Below are 18,405 nucleotides of genomic sequence, written 5' to 3'. Positions count from 1 at the left end.
CTGGAGCGGAAGGTCAGTGAGTCGACGGAACGGTCACTCCCTCAGGAGTGATCAACTGTTGCAATGAAGTGAGAACTTCGGGATCAATTGGTGCCGGCAAGGCTGTCGTGTGGTAGCCGTCTACCCGTAGGTAGCGGTTACCGTCGGCGTCTACTACTTCCGCGTCGAACGTGCCGTGTTCCGGATGCGGGGTGACCACCGCATAGAGCGGATGAGGTACAGCGTTCGCCATCGGCCACGCGACGACCTGATCCACTCGCGTGGGCAAGCCCAATTTACTGTTTGCGCCCATCTCCCATAGACCCGCGGTCTGGAAGCAGAGTTCGATTAGGCGCGGAGCGATCTGCGTGGGCAGGCTTTCCGGTTGATGGTTAAACGGTAGATTGATCGACATTTCACCGATCAAGTGGGTTCCGTCCCACCACGCACGTTCCAGTACCTGGTAGGCCGGACCGTGGAAGTACACGCGGTAAATCTTCGCGGAATCTACGATCGAATCCGGTGAAAGATGCGGGCGAACTCCCGACGACAGCTCGGGTGGATGCTTGTGCAGCCGAACTTTCGCGGTGAAGTGCGTGGTCTCCTGCTCCTCTTGTTGCGTTGCCAGTATGCGTCGACCGATGAGACGGCACTCGGTGATGAGGTGGTCGTTGTCCTGACGGAAGACGGCTTCGACCAGGATCGTTCTTGGCTCGTCTTTGTAAAACTTGAAGGGGGCGAGGAAATTTACTTCCTCGATCGCTTCAATATGCCACCCCGGATGCACACAGAGTGCCGCTTCGGCAAACGCCTCGATGCCCATAACGCCGGGCAGCACCGGAGTTCCATCAATGCGATGGTCGTTTAGAAATGGCTGTGCAATCGGATCGAGCTGGGTTTCCATGGTCAACCCGTTGTGAATGCCCATCCCGGTGATTTTGCCCACCATGGGGCCTCGCAGAGCCAACTGCTCGCGCGAGTTCTCCAGTGCTTCCAGATCGAGACCGCCGGTTGCTTCGAACTCGTCCAACAGCATTCCGAGTCGTTTGGCGGCGACCACTTCACCGCGGGTCGCACCCATGGTGAGTTCACGCCGGATCAGCGGTATGCCGGCCTGCGGATCGAGCATGTCGATTCCCGCGATTTCCATCATTTTGGGGATGGAACCGCGTGACGCCATTCCGATCTTGTCCCACGCCGTCCAATCGATCGCGATGCCCCGCGTACCGGAACGCTGTGAGCGGAAACTCGAAACGATCTTGCAGAGCAGATCGTTGGCGGAACTGTAGTCGGTTTGACCGCCGTTGCCGAAGCGTCCTGCGATCGAACTGAATGCCACAACAGCTGAGACCGGCATCTCTCCGATGGCATGCAGGAGATGGAAGAAGCCGTCGGCCTTCACGTCGAACACCAGGTCGAATTCCTTAGGTTCTTTGTCCGGGAGAAAGTGGCTTCGCTCCAATCCGGCAGCGTGCAACAGAACATCGATTCGGCCATGTTCCTTCCTGACCTCATCAATCACCTTTTCCACCGCTTGCTCATCCGTGAGATTCAGAGCGTGGTAGTGCACCACACCACCCGCAGATTGCACAGCATCGATCGCAGACTGAGCCGCTATCTGTCGTTCAAGTTCCGCTAATGCTTTCTCAACCATCGCCGGCGTGGCACGTTTCTTGCCGGTGCTTAGCCGCGTCGCGAGGGTGCGCTTCAGGCCTTCCTTATCGGCTGCAAACTGCTTCAGGTCGTTGTTGATGGGATCTGGTTTGGGTACCAGATCAAGCAAATAGAAGATGCCGCCGGAGGCTGCGGCCAAATCAGCAGTAATGGCAGATACAATGCTTCCGGCAGCACCTGTGACCAGGAAGACCGTTTGCGGTCCGAGTTCAAGGCCAGCGCCCCCATCCTCCGCCGGGCGCTCGTGCAATCCGATCGTCCACCGTAACGACTGCTTATACCCAATCTCAACCGCGCCCGGATCGAAGCGGGTTTCCGAGATGAGCGACTCAGCCACTTGCACCGGCGAGGGCTCAGGGCCAAAGTCCACCGCTTTAACAGTGGCGTTCATCCGCTCGCGCTTAAATGCTTTTGTAAATCCTGCAACCGCCCCACCCATGGGGGAGAGGGCGCCAGCAGAATCGTAGCCGTGCTGGCCGCCGAGACGCGTTGCACTCACGAGGAATGTCGATGGCGATGCGAACTGCTCGTAGAGTGCGCGCATGGTGCGATACAACAACTTCACCCGCACGACAATTGCGTTTCTCCACGCTTCTGAACTGATCTCCGTCAATGTGCCTTCGAAATCCAGGGCCGACAACCAATAGACGCCCTGGATCGGCCCCGCAACACTCCACTTCTGAATGGCCGTATCAAGGGCCGCCGAATCAGGCGTCGTGTCAAAGGTGAGTACTTCGACGTCGAGAGCACGCAGTTGTTCTATGAGTTGAACCGCAACACCTCCGGTGTCAGGCATCACGATCACCCGAGTGCCTGTCCCTAGCACAACTCCGGTCGGCTTACAAAGCTCGAGGGGCGGGCGCAATACGGGAACTGGCACGCGGCGAGGAACGAGGTTTGTCTCCGCGAAATTCGCGATGGAACGCGCCTTGGACGCAAGCGCCGTCTCTGCCTGCGTCGCGACGACTGGCGTTTCCACTGCCGGGCCGGCGATCGTGGACCTTTCGCGGGCGAATTGGATGACGTGCTTCAACGTAGGAAAGTCGCGGAGCTTGAGGTTTTCATCTCGTGGGATGTTGTAGATAGAGCGAATCGCCGCGAACATCTCCGCTTGCTTTACCGTGTCAACTCCAAGATCCGCCTCAAGATCAAGTTCGAGGTCGAGCATGTCCTTCGGATAACCCGTCTTCTCTACAACCATGTCGAGAATGCGATCGGTAATACTGTCGGCGACTGCTGCGTTCGCCGTTGGCTGTTCTGAAGAGGCGGGTGAAGCAACATTCGTTTTAGGCACAACTGGTGCGTTCTGCGCCAGGTCTGGGCGCATGTCATATACGAACTTCACAACATGTTTCAGTGTCGGAAAATCGCGAAGCCGCAGTGACTCCTGGCGTGGGATGCTATAGATCTCGCGGATTGCGGCAAAGAGTTCCGCTTGCTTCACGGTGTCGACGCCGAGGTCCGCTTCGAGATCAAGATCCATCTCCAGCATGTCCTTGGGATAGCCGGTCTTTTCGACGACCAACTCGAGAAGGCGATCCTTCACCTCGTCGTTCTCCTCCTCAACTAAAGGAAGCACAACGATGGCAGGTGTGTTGACGGTTGGCGCGACAGGTGCGGGAGAGCTGAGATCTGGACGATTGTCGTAAACAAACTGGATCACGTGCGCAAGCGTCGGGAAGTCACGCAGACGCAAGTTCTCTCGCCGAGGAATGTTGTATTGCTCTCGAATTGCTGCAAATACTTCCGCCTGCTTCACCGTATCGACGCCAAGATCGGCTTCGAGATCGAGATCGAGTGCGAGCATGTCGGATGGGTATCCGGTCTTGTCAGCAACAAGTTGGAGAATTCTTTGGCGAACCGGATCTTCGATCGTCTGCGGCTTTGGCGGTTCGATCGGTTGAACAGCTACTGTGACTGGTTTCTGTGGGGCTTGCGAAGCGGTTACCGCCGCGCCTTTCGTGGCGGTGACGGCGACAACCGCAGGCGCACCTGAGTCGCGGATGCGGAGGGTGCGGTTCACGACCTCCAAATCAGGGTTGGAAACGTTCGCTACTTTTTCGAGCCACTGACTCCAGACCTCGCGGTCAGCAATGCGGCGCTGGAAGCCAAGAGCGGAAGGCGTGGCGCGCAATCCATCGCTGGATTTCACCCAACGCAGCAACGACATGCTGATCTGCGACCCGAAGCCAGCGCCGAGCCGCAGCGCATACTCGATCGGATAAGATCCGCCGCGCGAGAGATTCAGCGCACCCAGTTCCGGATCAATCTCCCTGAAGTTCGCGACCGGCGGCACACATCCGGTTTCGAGTGTCTTGACTGCGAGGACGTCTTCGATTCCGGTTGCCATCGCGTGGCCCGTGAACCCCTTCGTATTCGCAATCACGACCTGGTCGGCAGTCTCACCGAAGGCCTTGCGCAATGCGAACACCTCCGCAGAGGCACTTCCTCCGCGTGCCGGGGTGTACGTCTCGTGCGACACGAATACGGTGTGGGGAGCGATCTCCTTGCGCCGGATTCCTCGGCTTGCCTCGGCGCGCAAGAGCAGCTCGTCCATGACGCCGCCAATGTGCTGGACATCGAGCCTGGTGGCGTGGAATGCGCTGTTTCGCGTAACAGTGCTGAGCACCTCGCAGATGGGAAGAATGCCGCGTTCCTTCGCAGCCGCAGCGCTCTCAACGACTAACGACGCGGCGCCCATGCCGATGATCATCCCGTGACGCCGCCGATCGAAAGGCAACGCGGCCTTCTCCACAGAATCGTCCGTAGCGGCAACGCCGCTGGCGAGGAATCCGGAGCCGAACCACGGAAGAAGATTGTCGGAGGTCACATCATCCGCCGACACGATCAGGACGCGCCGACACCTTCCAGCACCAATCCAGTCCTCGGCGATGGAGACAGCTTGCGTCGTGCTCGCGCATGCCGCATTGATCTGTGTATTCGGCCCCCGCGCACCGATGTATTCCGCAAGCTGTGAGTGTCCCATTGAGAGCACACGCAGCAGGAACCTGCGCTCAAACGAGTACGGGTTCTGTTCCATCGCTGCCGCGAGTTCGGTTATGCGTCGGTCAATCTCCTGTGCTACCCCGCCATGGCCGTTCGATACGACTTGCTGCCGCAATTCGCGCAGCATTTGCAGTTGCTCGCGGCGAAGACGGTCGTCGTAGTAACCACCCATGATTTCGGCGAACGAGTCAGACCCGGGGAAGGCCGAAGCGAAGATGATGCCGGTGTCGTCGCGCATCGCATCCGGCAGCGCCCAATGCTCGGGTAACTGAGACCCGGTGCTCGTGGTCTTGTAGCGCATGACCAGCGGGATTCCGGCATCGCGTAAGGCATCGATGCCAGCGCCCAAGGCCAGAGCCGTAGTGCGATCGAAGGCAGCGACGCGATCCGCGGGTACGCCAAATTCCTTCTCGAGATCGAAAGCGCCGCCGCGACCAGCGAGTTTGATCGCTTCACTGACGTCTTCTATCGTCTCGAAAGTCGGATCGCCATTCTCGCGTTTCACAAGTCTTCGGATATGGCGGTCGACCATCGCGCGACGGAAGCGGTTTGGGACGACATCGATGAACTGATCGCCACGCAGCAGACGTGCGATGTTACTGTCGTCGAAAATACGATCCGTGCCCGGCAAGCCGAGTGCCGCGCCAGTGATGGCGATAGGTTCGTTCGAGCGCGGCGCAAGGCTGGGGATTTCGCGCATTTCAGACGCGCGGTCCAGGAACTCAGCGACAAGGTGCCCCAGTCGCGAGAAACGATCTTCCGACAAAACTGTGGTAACCGGCATGTTCAACTCCTCGAGCGCCGTGTGGGCAAGCGCAGGAATGGAAGGCTGCTTGTTTTCGCTGACGGTCTCAATCGCGTGGTCGGTGCGTCCTCGTCCGAGGCCGGCTGCATAGAGCCCGCACAGTGCCTGGTTGAAGGCAGCGGTGTCTTCCCACTTCGGATGGTTAGTGAAGAGCGCGAGAACGTCTTCGTCCTTTCCGAGAACGTCTTCCGCGAAACCGTGCAACGCCTTTTTAGGCCCTACTTCGACGAAGATGCGTGCGCCCGAGCGATACAGGGTCTGCAGGCCCTTGATGAACTGCACTGGCGACGCAATCTGCTTCGCAAGGATGTCGAGCATCTGCGGGATGACATTCGGGCCTGTCGGATAGAACTCGCCGTTCACGTTTGCGACGATCGGAATCTGCGGCGATTGCAGATGCATACGCTCCAACGTGTCTCGCATCGGACCGCTCGCCGGAGCGACGATCGAAGTATGGAACGCGTGGCTTACAGGCAGGGGCACAACGTTGAAGCCGGCGGCGAGTAGTTTCGTGCAGGCTTCGTCAACTGCATCGCTCGCCCCACCAATCACGGACTGTTGTTCGCTGTTAAGGTTCGCGATTTCAACATAGCCGGCCACTGTCTTCAGCAGTCGTTCGACTTCAAACAGGGGCGCAAATACTGCCGCCATCTTTCCCTTGTCTTTTACTGAGACGCGCGTCATTTCGCGGCCGCGCGCACTGACTGCTTCCAGTGCTTCCTCGAAGGGCAGGCATCCAGAGGCGACTAGGGCCCCGTACTCACCTAAGCTGTGCCCCATCGTCATATCAGGCCGAATGCCATACGCATCCAACAATCGCGTGATTCCGAGGTCCACGCACAGAACTGCCGGCTGGGTGATCGCAGTCTGACGCAGGTCCAGTTCCGCCTGTTCAACGGCTTTTTCGTCCTTTGAATCTACAAAGATGTATTCGGTCAGTGGCTTGCCGAGCAGCGGGGTGAGCACCCGATCAGCGGCCGCAAACGTCTGAGTGACGATCGGCTCCCGTTCTTTGAGAGATCGGAACATATTGACGTACTGCGAGCCCTGCCCGGTATAGAGGAAGGCCACCTTGGCGGCGGGACCTTGCCCGTGGAAGATGCCTTGCGCGCGGAGAGCTTTCCATACCGCAAATTGATCGGCGTCGAATGCCTTCAGTGCCGCGGCGATCTTCTGTTTCAGTTCGGCGGGCGCGCCATAGTCAATTGCGATGCGGTAGTCCGCTTGCAGATCGCTCGCGAGCGGCGGCTTAGGAGTTTCTGCGCCTTCGGGGTTCCAGTTGCGCAGCCGCCCTTTCAATTCAGACTTCGACGCCGCGCCCAGCACCAGCACGCCGCGCATCGGCGCCTTTAGTCCATTTTGCGGAGCAGCGGCAGCGACAATCTCATGGGCATTAACCGGATTGTCCGCAGCGCCTCTCGCGTTGCGCGCCTTTGGTTTCAGTCTGCCCGGAATGTACTCTTCCAGAACCGTATGGAAGTTCGTCCCTCCGAAGCCAAACGCGCTCACTCCAGCGCGACGTACTGAATCCGGCGGCATCTCCCATGGCCGCAGTTTTGTATTCACGAACAACGGCGAATTGGCAAAATCAATGTCGGGAGTTGGGCGGTCGCAATGCACGCTTGGCGGTAGCACCTTGTGGTGCAGCGCAAGAACTGTCTTGAGAATTCCCGCCGCGCCCGCAGCAGCTTTCAAGTGCCCAATGTTCGATTTCACCGAACCGATAGGAATTGAGTGCGACGGCAGAGAGTACTCGCTGAGTACGTCGATCATGCTCTGCACTTCCACCACATCACCTACCCGCGTTGAGGTTCCGTGACCTTCGATATAGTTCACGTCGGCGGGAGATAGCCCGGCGTTCTCCCAGGCGCGCTTGGTGCACAAAATCTGTCCGACGGGATTGGGTGCAGTGATTCCCTTGCCCTTGCCATCGCTGGAGCCGCCGATGCCACGCAGCACGGCGTAAACCTTGTCTCCGTCGCGCTCCGCGTCCTCCAAACGCTTCAGCAGGAAAACGACGGCGCCTTCGCCCATCACGAATCCGTCGGCGCCGGCCGCGTAAGGACGCGATCCCGTCGCCGACAGCGCTCCGATCTTGCAGAACTTCACGAAGGTCGAAGCGCCCATGTTCCGGTCAATTCCGCCGGTCACGGCGACGTCGAACTGGTGTTCAACGAGGCCTTGGATTGCAGCATTCATCGCTCCCATGGCGGAAGCGCACGCCGCGTCTACTACGTAGTTAGGTCCATGGAAGTTGTAGAGGTTGGCAATTCGACCCGCGATGCAGTTCGCAAGCTCCCCCGGCATGCTGTCTTCCGTGATCTCCGGCAATCGCTCCCCCACGCGCTCATGCAGTTGTCGAGTAATCTCGACACGTAAGTCTTCCGGCAACGCCGCGAACGTTGGGGCCGTCGCGAGTTCCTTGGCGTACATGGGAAAGAAGACACGCAGGGCCGTCATGTAGTGCATCTCGCCCGCCATTGCATTGCCCAGGATTACGGCGGTGCGATCTGTCTCGAGCGGCCGGTCCGGGAAGCCATAATCCGCCAGTGCTTCGCGTGTGCACGCGATAGCCCAGCGCTGCGCTGGATCCATCGCACCGCTCACCTTTGGCGGCAGAGGTAAGTGCCACTTCATCGGATCCCAATTGAACTGCCGCACCCATCCGCCGATCTTCGAATAGGTCTTGTCGGGGACTGATGGATCGGGATCGTAATAAAGGTTGGGGTCCCAGCGTTCGGATGGAACTTCGGAGATGCTGTCGCGGCCGGATTGGACGTTAGACCAGAAAGTGTTTACATCGGGGGCATCGGGAAGAATAGCGCCCAGACCGACGATCGCGATGGCGCGATGCGCGGTAGATTCCATAATTGCGCTCCTGTGTGCGGGAGGACACCCGGAACGACACGCCGAATGAGTGCTCCTAAGCTATTGCTGTAAAGCGGCTTCCAATTGCTTTCCAGCGCGTTTGTATAAATGGTCACCAATAAAATCCATGTCTGCTATAAGTCCTGCTTGCGCACGATGAATGGCCGGCAAATCTAAACCTGTTTCAAATGTCGCAATCTCGGTAGCGCTCATCGTCGAACTGCCAATAATCCAGCGCATCCCTTCTTCGCTTACCTTTAGCGCCGCTTCGCGCGCAAAAATCCGCGCTAACGCAGCGAGCGCATCCGGTGAAAATCTCTCGTTTGCCTTTTCGTGAAGTCGAGCTTCAGCAGCACGTGCTGCCCTCCTTGCCATGCAAGCAGCGCTTTCGGCGTAGGCAATCAACTCCCCGAGTCGCAGCAGAATATGTTGGAAGCGCGTAAGACGCGCGACCCGCGCCCGCTCCAGGATCTCCGCCAACGCATGCAAAGCCAGTGCGGCAACATCCGCGCCAACTTCTGGGTGCCGTGCGTGAAGCGTCTCGGCCTCCTTGGCGACATCGTGATAATGCTGGCCTCGAGTTTTTAAATGAAGTTGCCAACGATCGCGGCTGATGGTCATCTCCATAATCTCGGAGGTGCCTTCGTAGATTGTCGTAATACGTACATCGCGCTTGATCTTCTCGATCATGTACTCGTGCGTGTAGCCGTATCCGCCGAGGGCTTGAATGCAGCATTCCGCCGTCGTATTGCCTGCTTCGGTTGCCATGTATTTCGCGATTGCGCCTTCGGTATTCAGGCTCCCCTCGCCTTTGTCGATTCGCTCGGCGGTTTCCTCGATGAATGCGCGGGAGGCTTCGAGTCTTGCCGCGTTCGGAACAATGAGCTTGTGGGTGTAGCCCTGCTTCTCGGAGAGCGGCGCACCGCCCTGAATTCGTTTCGTCGAATATGGGATCGCGCGGTCGAGTGCAGCCCAGCCCGAACCCAATCCGAACGCAGCCACCATCAATCGTGTATACCCAAACACGGCCTGAGCCTGGAGCAGACCCTGTCCCTCTACACCGCCGATCAATCGGTCGGCGTTGACATATACGTTCTGCAGCGCCAGTGCGGCAGTATTGCTGGTACGAATGCCGTGCTTGTTCTCGGGTTTATCGTGCGTGAAACCCGGAGCACCTTTCTCCACAACGAACCAACTCGGACCTGCCGGTGTGTTGGCGAGGATCGTGTAGGCATCAGCGATGCCACCGTTGCTGATCCACTGCTTCAGGCCATCGATCCGGTAGCCCACGACGCGTTCCGCATCCATCACACGGTCCGCAGTTGTGCGGAGCGCTCCGAGATCGCTGCCGGCGTCTGGTTCGGTCGCGCCGTATGCGAAGAGAATGCCCTCGTTTCCAATGCGGCCCAGCCAGTGCTTCTTCTGTTCCGGAGTGCCGCCCACGGTGAGTGGGTCGCTCCCGAGAAAGGTTGCAAATAGGGACGTGGCAATCCCGAGATCGACCACTGCCATTGCCTCGCAAATGCAGTACACATCAAAGGCGCCGCCCCCGAAGCCGCCATACTCCTCTGGAATGAAGAGCAACTGAATCCCGAGCCCACCGGGGTTGCACATATCGCGAACAATCTCCACTGGACACTCGTCGCGTTCATCCAATTCGATGAGCAGTTGATCGGGCAATCGCTTCTTCGCGAATTCCTTCAGGGACTTCAGGCTCAGTTTCAGTGTCTTTTTCGCAATCATCGCCATCCTCCGTTAGTGCGCGGCAGAGGCCGTCTGCTTTGTGCCTTGCCGTTCCGTCAGTTCGCGAACGCGTTCGGTCAGCGCGGGCAGGAATTCGAGCAGGTCGTCCACAATTCCTACGTCAGCGAATTGGAAGATCGGAGCTGCCGGGTTCTTATTGATCGCGACCAGGAAGGGCGAGCCTTTGATGCCGGCCATATGCTGGAACGATCCGCTGATTCCGCAAGCCAGGTAAACCTTCGGGCTCACGGTCGCGCCGGACGATCCGACTTGGCGTGACTTGTCTAGCCACTTGGCGTCGACCACTGGTCGCGAACAACTCACCGCGCCGCCAAGGGCGTCAGCCAACTCTTGGGCGAGCTCGATATTCTCAGCTTCCTGGATGCCGCGGCCCACCGATACCAACACGGTCTGCTTGGTGATATCCACGTCTCCGACCTGAGCGGGGATCGTTGTGACGTAGCGGCGACGGACCGAGATCGCGCTTACTTCACTCGATTTGTCAACCACTACGCCGTTTACCTCAACCTGGGAACCGGGCTTGAACACACCAGGGCGAACCGTGATCACCGCTCCTCCAGAGAAATCACATTCCATCCGTGCGTTGAACTGACCCGCGAACTCCTGACGGACCAGTCGTTGTCCTGCTTCGACCACGAGGACATCCGGCACGTACGCTGCCCCAAGCTTCACGGAGAGACCGGGCGCCAAGTCCATACCGAAGTGATCGTGCGCGACGAGAACGATTGCGCCCTTCGGCAGAATCCGAACCAGTCCTTCGCGGATGGCTTCTGCATTGAAGGTCGCGAATTGTTCGTGCGAGATCTTCCATGTGGTCGGCACGCTCTTGGTAAGGGCTGCGCAGACCGCATCGAGTTCCGGGCCGTATCCACAGGCAATCGCTGTCGCTTGCACCGTCGGATCCAAGGTTTTGGCAGTCGCAATCAATTCCGCGACGGTATCGTCTAATGCACCATTGCGCTGCAGTGCAATCAAAAATATAGGGTTCATGCTGTGATCCCTCCACGCCCTTTGAGACGCTCCACGAGCTCATCTAAAATATGTTCGCGATCGCCGGAAAGCATCTCCGCGCCCACGCCTGCAACTGGGCTGAAATAGCCCGCGTGCTTCACCTTGGCGGTAAGGCAGTTGCTATCGATTCGCAGGTGAGCTGCATCCAACGTCGGGATTTCAATCGATGCGACTTGGCGGACGCCGCGCATCCCGACGTAGCGAGGTTCGTTGATGCCCGTCTGGATGGAGAGAACGCACGGCAGGTCGATCTCGCTAACTTCTTTATTGCCTCCCGCGATTTCGCGAGCGACCTTCAGTTTCTTGTCTGCGACCACTTCGACCGCGGTGACCAGAGACGCGAAAGGCCAGTCGAGCAGCGCAGCGAGCATGCCGCCAACTTGCGCGCCTCCACCTTCTGCTTGCACGCCCGTGAGGACCAGGTCGAAGGAATTCTGTTGAGCGTAAGCCTTCAAGATGGAAGCGATTCCCATCGCATCCGTCGCCGCGAAGGCGTCGTCGGAGAGCAGCGCGGCGTGCTTCGCGCCCATGGCGAGCTGCCGTCGTAATACTTCTTCGTCCTCGTCTCCACCGACGGTCACGACCGTGACTTCGCCTCCAACTCGCGCCGTGATCTGGAGGGCCTCCTCGACCGCGTAGTTGTCCCATTCGTTGATGGAATAAACAAGATCGTCGCGCTCAATGTCCGTTCCTGAGCGGTTGAGCCGAATCTCGTTCTCTGCTGGGTCCGGTACTCTGCGAATACAAACAAGGATGTTCACGTTTACCTCCTAAGGCATCAATGCACTGCAGTGGTGACGAGGGGTCCAGCGATCGCTGCGGTTTCCTCGGGTAAATATCGGACCGGCAGATGGAGCGAGACGAATTCCGTCAAATCCATGGCACGCATGTTGCCTTCCATCCCGGCTACCTTGATAGCGTCTTCAATGTTGATCAAACAGAACGGACAAGCCGTGACGATCGTGTTCGCGCCCGCCTCGGCAGCCATCTTCACGCGGAGTACACCCATTCGCTCTTTTTCCTGGGCTTCGTAGAAGAGCATCAGGCCGCCGCCCCCGCAGCAGAAGGAGCGATCTCGGCAGCGCTGCATCTCGACCCGTTTTATGCCGGGGATGGCATCCAGTACTTCGCGAGGCTCGTCATATATCTGGTTGTGGCGTCCGAGATAACACGGGTCGTGATATGTAACGACCGTCGCTTCTGGCGTCCCGACAAGTTGAAGCTTCTCGGTCCGCACCTGCCTGGCCAGGTATTGGCTAAGGTGCTCTACAGGCGGCAATCCACGGTAGTCGTGGCGCAGGGCATTAAACGCGTGCGGGTCGCCGGTCACGATCCTTTCGACGCCGGACGCGAGAATCGCCTCGGTGTTCGATTCACGAAGTACCTGAAACAAAGACTCTTCGCCAAAACGGCGGACGTCGTGCCCACTATCCTTCTCGGCAGCTCCGAGAATCCCGAAGTTTTCGCCCGTTTCAGAAAGGAGCCGGGCAGCTGTCCGTGTGACGCGCTGGATGCGATCGTCGTAGGCTCCGACGCTATCCACAAAGAATAAGGTCTTTGCGGCGGTCGTCCCGCTCAAGACCTTTACGTCCAACGACGCTTCGCCATCATTGACTTTCGCCCAATCCGCGCGCTTCTTCTCGAGCTTGCCAAACGGATTGCCGCGGCTCTCTAGCGCCTTCATGGGCTTCTTCAACGTGGACGGAACTTCACCGTCTTCCACCAAGGCACGCCGCATGTCGACGATCTTGTCGATGTACTCGATCTGCATCGGGCATTCTTCTTCACAAGCCCCGCATGTCGTACAGGACCAGATTTCATCAGCCGAATAGACATTCCCGACGAGCGCCATATCTGGAACGGGCTTACCGAAAATTGTGTACCTCGCAAAAATGTAATCGCGAGCCTGAATTGTCAGGAATCGCGGCGACAGCCGTCGCCCGGCAGCATTCGCCGGACAGTTGTCCGAGCAGCGCCCGCAATCGGCGCACGAGTAGAAGTCCAGTAAGTGCTTCCAGGTGAAATCAGACAAGTAGCGAACGCCGAGGGACGGAAGCTTATCGAGGTCGGACTCAGGCACGTTCCATCGCACCGGCTTCACCGTCCCTCGATCCAATCTGCTGAAGTAAATGTTCAGAAGCGAGGTCAGGACATGGAAGTGCTTGGCAAACGGCAAGAAACAAAGGAAGCCAAAGAACGTAATCTCGTGCGCGAGGAAAGAATATTGGCGAATACTTTCCAGCCTACCGGGACCCAACGCCCCTAGAAGATGGCTGACTCCGCTCGCCAACGAGTACGTTGCCGGCGCCTCACCACCCGACAATCGATACGTGCTCGCGCCAAACACGCTCTCGGAAATCATCAGCGCCGCGATAAAACCGAGAACCGTCAGGGCCTCGGCCATATGGTGATGTGCGTCTCCGGGCCGTGGCTCGTAACGTGCCGGTCGGAAAAAGAAGCGACGAACCGCGGCAAGTACCACGGCAATCAGCGCAGCCGTGGCGGCGTAGTCCTTCAGCACACCGTAGCCAACGGCGAACCATTCCCCGAGATGCCGCTCCAGTGAGACCGCGTCGAAAACGCCCGACATGACCAATTCGGTCGAGCGTAGAGAAAGCGACAGGAAGCCCGCGAAAATGATGACGTGTAATAATCCGGCCCAGCGGTAGCGTGGGTGCTTCCACTGCAATAACCAACATCGGAAGGCGACCCAGAGGCGTTCTCCCGCGCGATTGAAACGCGGATCAGCTTGCGCCTTCAACAGCGGGATTGCCCTGCGCACGATGGTGTAGGCAAACAAAGAGAGGGCAATCAGCGAGATCGCCGTGAACAGGACATAACCGGAAACGTTCGCGTAATGAGCGTGAGCTAGAGGCAGGGGGGCGCTCATGCTGCACCTTCTTCGCAGAAGACTTTGACTTGCCTTTGATATCGATCGCGAACTTCGAACGGAACTGGCGTTCCGGATCAAGCAGAGCTAGAAGAGCGGTGCACGTATAAAAGAACCAAAAAACGCTAACCACGCCAATTCTTGTTCAACCGTTCGACTGACGAGGGAGTCTTGAACCTGAGCACGTTGAATGGTTCTAATGTGAGCAATCAATCCATCGGTATAAGGGAAACCAGATTGAGCTCCCTGTTTCAGCACACGAAGTGTAGTCTCGCCCGATCGAACGAGCGCACGTCTTTTCACGACCGGTCTCGTTATGGGAATCCAATGTCACTGCTTCACGCTCCCGATTAGCAATGTTGAGATGTGAGAGCTGTAAGAAAACTTGATCCAGGATGATGGCGAACGCAACGAGAGGTCGACAAACAACCGTCCTCGGATCTCGTAGAGTGCATTGCGAACAGCGGGAACCCTGCGATTGGTGTGTACAACCGGTGTACAAAACCGGTGTAAATCTGGACGATTTGGCTCGCTCAGACGAACGCAATCTCCGCAAGTTACGGAGCTTGCATTCATGGGATTCGTACGAAGAGTGACAGGATAAGAACAGCTAAACGATCTGCGAAATGTGAGTTTCCAGGACTGACCGGCGCTGCAATGAACCCATTGAGCGCCGGTTATTGACGGCCTAGTTGGTTACTGAGACAGAAATCAAGGCAGTCTGCGTCACTGTCGTGGAGCCAGAACTGGCGCTCCCTGTAACAGTGATTGTCGAATTGCCGGTTGGTGTTCCACCTGAACTGTCATGGCTGCTCCCGCCGCACGCAGAAATGCCAACCAACATCAGAAGGCAGAGCAGGCCCGCGGAGTATCTCGCGAACAATCGTGCGAGCTTGCGACGCCGGATCGGCAGCACCAGCAACAGGCACTGCATCAGCGCGAGTCCCGCAGCAGAAGTCCACAGCGAGCGGTTGGTAATTGCGCGCGCCTGACTGGTGCCAGCTGTCTTTATTTGTAGAGTAACGGTGCCAGTTTTTCCGCTATCGAGTGCCACCGAAGCCGGCGAGAATGAGCAGCTCGCACTGGCAGGCAGCCCGGAACAGGTAAAGCTGACTGATCCACTGAACATGGCGTTCGCCGCAAGGTTCAACGTCACCGATCCAGATTGCCCAGCCTTCAAATTCAGTGAGGGTGGAGTGGCGTTGATGCTGAACGAAGGCGCCAAGCTTTGCACCGAGACACTCGCGACCGCCGAGGTCGCTGCGTTATGGTTCGCATCTCCGGCGTAGGTGGCCGTCACGGTGTCGGTTCCTGCGGGTAACTCCGATGTAGTAAGTTCGGCGACCGAACCTGTGCTCAACTCAGCGGTTCCGATCACCGCGCCGTTCGACGTGAACGTTACAGAGCCAGAGGCTCCACTTAAAACGGCGTTCAACGTAGCGCGCAGCACCACGTCTTCGCCCTGCGTCACGGAGTTCGGTGTTGCTGTCAAGCTCAGGGAGTCTCCACCCTGGTTCAAGAACAGCACAGAGGGAGTGAATCCGTCGTAGAAATAGGGCGCTACCAACACATCGGGCGCGCCATCGCCGTTAAAGTCAGCGATGGAGATTTGCTCGGTACCGAATGGTTCAAGGTAGTTCATCGGCTCGGAGAAAGAGCCGTCGCCAAGATTCTGCATCAATACCAAGCCGCTGTAAGTTGGCACCGCTTCGAATGACATGTCGAGTGCAAAGATGAGGTCAGGAAACCCATCGCCATTTAAATCGACGTATCGCGCCTGGGTCGCAAAAGTATCTTTCGCAATTAGCACCGGATCTTTAAACGTAAAATCGCCGTTGCCTTTTAGCAGGAGTATGCCTTCGGTATCGTCCACGAGGCCACCCGACGCATCATCGCGCTGGCCTCGCGACAAGAGCGTCAGGTCCTGCTTGCCATCGTGATCGTAGTCACCCACAACTAGCCATGAAATGCGCCAACCATCCAGCACCAGGTGCGCGCCGTCGGTATCAAAGGTGCCGTCGCCGTGTCCTTTCAGAACCGTGATGGGCGTGGGGCAACTATTGCAGATGAGGATGCCGGTCTGGTAACCGTCGTCGACCGCCATATCGAGAATGCCATCTCCGTCGAAGTCGATCAATTTGGTCTCAGACACGTATCCGCCATATGGGGTAAACGCGGCATCGAAACCGCCTTTGCCATCGCCAAGCAGGACGAAGTAGCCGGAGGGGGTGTCGTTGCCGATACAATTCGGACCTTCACCGTTGTATGCGATCAACATGTCGAGGTTTCCGTTCGAGTCGTTATCGATATTGCCGACGTCGAAGTTTCCGAAAGAACAGCCGGAACTCGCGACGGGCAGCGAGATCGCCTTGAACGCTCCCATCGTGCCATCCGCGTTCCCCAGTGCAATCGACAGGCCAGTGTCAGTCTCAAGCACCAAATCGAACTTTCCGTCGTGGTCGAAGTCGGAAACAATGGGGGCCACCGCGAACCCCTTTGCAATCCACAACTGGTAACCCGACACCAGCTTTGTGAAGCTGAACCCACCTTTGCCATCGCCGATGCCAAGCACCACATCCGGGTACATGCGAAAGTCGGTGTAAAACGGACTCGTGTAGTCGTAAGCGAGCACATCGGCCAGGCCATCGTTGTTGACGTCGCCGGTCGCCACTGCGACAAAGTTGCTCGGAGCCTCCTGCGCGTTTGGGATCGTCGAAGATGAGTTCGACGGAGCAATCGCACGCTGGGCGACAAACGTTCCGTCGCCATTTCCGTAGTAGAGCGACGCGGTTCCATACGCGGGGTCCACAATCACGAAGTCGACGAAGCCATCGCCGTCAAAGTCCGCGGGTGAGGGCTCCTGAGTGCCAGCCTGGTTTCCACCGTACTGAGCTTTTGGCTCTGGATTAAACGTCCCATCGCCGCGCCCCGCATAGACGGCTTGGCTGCCGATGTTGAAGACAAGTAAATCGAGATAACCGTCGGCGTTGAAGTCGCCCAGTTGAAATGCCTGGGCCGCCGGAAGACCATGCAGTACGGTGTTTGAGGAGCGGAAGGTACCGTCGCCGTTTCCGAGGGCAACATACGCGTTCCCATCACCAACCATGAAGACCGCGTCTGGATTCTTGTCGCCATTGAGATCAAGAACGCGCAAAGCCGAATGAATGCCGAGAACAGCGCGCACTGCCGAACCGGATCCGATCGCGGCGAATGAGCCGTCCCCGTTACCTAGGCTACCCGCCACGGTCACCCAGTAATTGATCGCGTCGTAATACTCGGTCACAATATCGGCCTTCTTATCGCCGTTCAGATCAGCGATGACGACTCCCTGCCCGTATTGCACGAACTGGAAACCCGGCAAGGTCACGTCCGTACTGCTCCCAGGAACAGCGAAAGTCCCGTCGCCATTTCCAAGGAAAGTCTGCTGCGAGAAAACCGTGGTGTAGGTGGGATAGCTTCCGTTTTGAAGGTTCGAGATGGCCACGACGTCTGGGATGCCGTCACCATTGACATCGCCAACCGCGAAGGAGCCCCCGTTCAAATAGTTGGCGCCACTTGCAGGAGCCACCGACACGCTCGACGCATCGCCAAACGTTCCGTCGCCATTGTTCAGAAACACGAGGAAGGCGCTGTTTGAGGCATCCATCGCAACCACGTCGGGATGTCCGTCGTGGTTGAGGTCAGCGACTTCGATGTAAACGATGCCTGGATTGAGCGCCACGGCGGAGGTGTTGCTGGAGGACAGAGCCAGCTTCCCATGACCGTCATTCAGAAGCACGTTCAAGGTTCCGTCATAGTCCACGGTCACCAGATCGATTCCACTCTTGCCATCGACATCAGTGGACGCCGATGAGTACACGCCAGAAGTGTCGCTGTCGATCGTTGCGGGGACATAAGGTGCGCCAAGTAGTCCTGGCATGGACGCGGTTGAACTACTCGCTCGGGCCAATGCGGAGTTACGAATTCTCTCCGATGAATCTGACGAGGGTGGGCGATTGAAGGGAAATATCTTTCCCTTGAAGCTCGGTTGCGCGGGCAAATGAGTACGCACGCCATTGCGCATACGCGCTAGGTCCTGCTTCGTATAAGCGTTGGTCTCACGCTTTGAATTGCCGGCTGCGCTGCAGACCGATACGAAAGAGCATGCAAACAGAATGACTGCGAGGTAATAGTGGGGACGAACGCAGTGACCCACGGGACTCTCCTGGGTTATTTCTTATGAATCATGACAACGGTGGCAGAACCAGGACTCGGCATCGAAACATCGTTACACGACTTTTTCTGAGACCCTGATCTATGGTTCGTTAGACTAAGGACAGTTGAGAGTTTTTTCAATATTTTTCGTCCCACATGATATTTTTTTACGTAGTATCTGTTTTTCTCGAATAAAATGTGCGAACTCCTCGTG

Annotated in this window: 6 protein-coding genes; all 6 read right to left on the bottom strand. The window is 57.7% G+C overall.

All coding sequences use genetic code 11. The annotated features are described in order from the left end of the window. Positions 1-13: 13 nt before the first annotated feature. Positions 14-8,332, bottom strand: a complete 8,319-nt coding sequence (locus tag ACID345_RS02360) for a type I polyketide synthase (protein WP_011521272.1) — start codon at positions 8,330-8,332, stop codon at positions 14-16. 60 nt (positions 8,333-8,392) lie between these two features. Next, positions 8,393-10,075, bottom strand: coding sequence for an acyl-CoA dehydrogenase family protein (locus ACID345_RS02355; RefSeq protein WP_011521271.1), 1,683 nt, complete (start codon positions 10,073-10,075; stop codon positions 8,393-8,395). Between the two features lie 12 nt (positions 10,076-10,087). Continuing rightward, the gene (locus ACID345_RS02350; protein ID WP_011521270.1) at positions 10,088-11,086 is read right to left on the bottom strand and encodes an electron transfer flavoprotein subunit alpha/FixB family protein; all 999 of its coding nucleotides are present in this window, start codon (positions 11,084-11,086) and stop codon (positions 10,088-10,090) included. Next, a complete protein-coding gene (locus ACID345_RS02345; protein ID WP_011521269.1) occupies positions 11,083-11,868 on the bottom strand; it encodes an electron transfer flavoprotein subunit beta/FixA family protein in 786 nt (261 codons plus the stop codon). The genes ACID345_RS02350 and ACID345_RS02345 overlap by 4 nt, the downstream gene beginning before the upstream one ends. Positions 11,869-11,885: 17 nt before the next feature. After that, positions 11,886-13,997, bottom strand: a complete 2,112-nt coding sequence (locus ACID345_RS02340; protein ID WP_011521268.1) for a (Fe-S)-binding protein — start codon at positions 13,995-13,997, stop codon at positions 11,886-11,888. A gap of 688 nt (positions 13,998-14,685) precedes the next feature. After that, positions 14,686-17,916 carry an FG-GAP-like repeat-containing protein gene (locus ACID345_RS02335; protein WP_041855361.1) on the bottom strand — a complete coding sequence of 1,077 codons (3,231 nt, stop codon included), beginning with the start codon at positions 17,914-17,916 and terminating at the stop codon, positions 14,686-14,688. Positions 17,917-18,405 lie beyond the last annotated feature (489 nt).

The sequence above is a fragment of the Candidatus Koribacter versatilis Ellin345 genome (genome assembly GCF_000014005.1).
GTDB lineage: Bacteria > Acidobacteriota > Terriglobia > Terriglobales > Acidobacteriaceae > Korobacter > Korobacter versatilis_A.
The sequence above is the reverse complement of the archived record's forward strand: the minus strand, read 5'-3'. Positions and strand labels throughout refer to the sequence as shown.